Consider the following 2,465-nt stretch of genomic DNA (forward strand, 5'->3'; position numbering starts at 1 on the left):
GCCGGTGATGGAGACATCGGCCTCCGATGGAGCGGCCCGTGAGTAAGCGGATTGTCATAGGTCTTGCAGGTAACCCCAATGCGGGGAAGACGACCCTGTTCAACGAGCTGACAGGGGGCCATCAGCACGTCGGCAACTACCCGGGCGTGACGGTGGAGCGCAAGGAGGGCCTGCGGCAGTACAACGGGTACGATCTGCACATAGTCGACCTCCCCGGCACCTACAGCCTGACCGCGTACTCGGCGGAGGAACTGGTGGCTCGTGACTTCGTGGTGGACGAGCAGCCGGATGTGGTCATCGACGTGGTCGACGCCTCGAACCTCGAACGGAACCTCTACCTGACGACGCAGTTCCTGGAGCTTGAGCAGCCTCTCGTGGTGGCACTCAACATGATGGATGTCGTCGAGAACGAGGGGAAGCGGATCGACTATGACCTGCTCGCCGGGCTGCTTGGGGTTCCGGCGGTGCCTGTGGTGGCAGCCAAGCGCAAGGGTCTGGAGGAGCTGCTGGAGACCGTCATACAGGTGGCAGAGGAGCGAAGACGTCCGCGACGTCACCTGACCTATGGTCCAGAGCTGGAGGAGCACCTGCAGGAGATTGCGCACGCGCTGGCCTCCGTCGTGGACCTGGGGACGCTGAGCCCGCACTGGGTAGCGGTGAAGCTGCTCGAAGGCGACGCGGTGGTGCGCAAGCATCTGGGAGACCGAATCGGGGCCGACCATGCGCTGTTCGGGCTGGTGGATCGGGCCCGGCTCCACATCAACGAGGTGGTTGGGGACGACGCGGAGATCGCTCTTGCGGACCGACGCTACGGGTTCATCTCGGGCGCAGTGCGCGAGGCGATGCGCCAGGGGACTCGTTCCCGACGGGACTGGTCGGACGCGGTCGACCGCTATGTGGTGAGCCGGGTGTTGGGTCTGCCCATCTTCGTTCTTCTGATGTGGGCGATGTTCGAGATGGTCTTCCGCCTTGGGGCGCCGCCAATGGGCTGGATCGAGACTGGGTTCACTGCCCTGGGACAAGCGGTGTCACAGGCGCTGCCCGTGGGCGATCTGCGGTCGCTGCTGGTGGACGGCGTGATCAGCGGCGTCGGAGGCGTGCTGGTCTTCGTGCCCAACATCGCGCTGCTGTTCTTGGCAATCTCCTTGTTTGAGGACAGCGGCTATATGGCACGTGCGGCCTTCGTGGTGGACCGGATCATGCACCGCGTCGGGCTTCACGGCAAGAGCTTCATCCCGATGCTGGTGGGCTTCGGGTGCAACGTTCCTGCGGTGATGGCCACGCGCACGCTCAGTGAGACCCGGGACCGGATCGTGACGATCCTGGTGGTGCCGCTGATGAGCTGCGGGGCGAGGCTTCCGGTCTACATCCTCCTGGCCGGCGCCTTCTTCCCGGCCTCGGCAGCCGGGAAGGTGATCTTCTCGATCTACGCCCTGGGCGTGGTGCTGGCGATGGTGATGGCTTGGCTCTTCCGGTCGGTGCTGCTGAAGGGCCCCACGACGCCCTTCGTGATGGAACTGCCTCCCTACCGGATGCCGACGGTGAAGGGGGTCGCGATTCACGTGTGGGAGCGGGCCTGGATGTACGTGAAGAAGGCAGGGACGGTGATCCTGGCCTTCGCCGTGGTAATGTGGTTCCTGATGAGCTACCCGCGGCCGGAGGCGTCGGATCTGGTCGGTCTGACGCAGCAGCAAGTCGGGGCTGTGACCCTCGAGCACAGCTTCGCGGGCCGTGTGGGGAAGACCATCGAGCCGGTGATGCGGCCGCTGGGGTTTGACTGGCAGACAACGGTGGCACTGATCGCCGGTCTGGGGGCCAAGGAAGTGTTCGTGTCAACCCTGGCAACGGCCTACAGCCTGGGTGGGGGCGAAAAGGCCGGCAGCGACCTGCGCGAGGCGCTGCGCACAGACCCGCACTTCTCGCCACTGACCGCCTATACGCTGATGGTGTTCATCCTGCTGTACATCCCCTGCATGTCGAGCGTGGTCGTCATCTGGCGGGAAACGGGGACGTGGAAGTGGGCGGCCTTTACGGTAGCGTACACCTGTGTTCTGGCGTGGACGGTCGCCTTCGTCGTTCACAGCCTGGGCCTGTTCCTGGGACTGAGGTGATGGAGGATGGGTGCTGATCAGGTTGTGGTAGTGATCGCGGTCGTCCTTGCGGCGGGATGGTTGCTGTGGCGGCTGTATGGAGTGGTGGTGCAGCGGCGGATTCCGGCCTGCTGTGCGGCCTGCCCGCAGCGCAGATCCTGTGGGCAGGTAGGGGATCCCGAGTGTTCCGAAGCCGGTGGAGGCGGAAAGCCGCAAGCTGAGGGTGAGTCAGAGCACGGCGCCGTGGAGCAGGAGCATCGGTTTTAGCATCAAGGTTGTGAAAGTAGGGTAAGTGGTATGGGGCGGTAGTATCGGTGGGTGTTCAGTCGGGGGCGCGGGGTGGCGGTTGGCCTTCACAAAAGCGTATCGCCGCCA

2 protein-coding genes are annotated in these 2,465 nt (G+C 64.5%); both read left to right on the forward strand.

All coding sequences use genetic code 11. The annotated features are described in order from the left end of the window. Positions 1–38: 38 nt before the first annotated feature. Positions 39–2,111 (forward strand): ferrous iron transport protein B, encoded by a 2,073-nt coding sequence (gene feoB, locus ABFE16_02695; GenBank protein MEN6344181.1) that lies wholly within the window; start codon positions 39–41, stop codon positions 2,109–2,111. A 6-nt stretch (positions 2,112–2,117) separates the two neighbouring features. Continuing rightward, positions 2,118–2,357, forward strand: coding sequence for a hypothetical protein (locus tag ABFE16_02700; protein ID MEN6344182.1), 240 nt, complete (start codon positions 2,118–2,120; stop codon positions 2,355–2,357). The last annotated feature ends 108 nt before the right edge of the window (positions 2,358–2,465 follow it).

The organism is Armatimonadia bacterium (assembly GCA_039679385.1).
Classification (GTDB): domain Bacteria; phylum Armatimonadota; class Zipacnadia; order Zipacnadales; family JABUFB01; genus JAJFTQ01.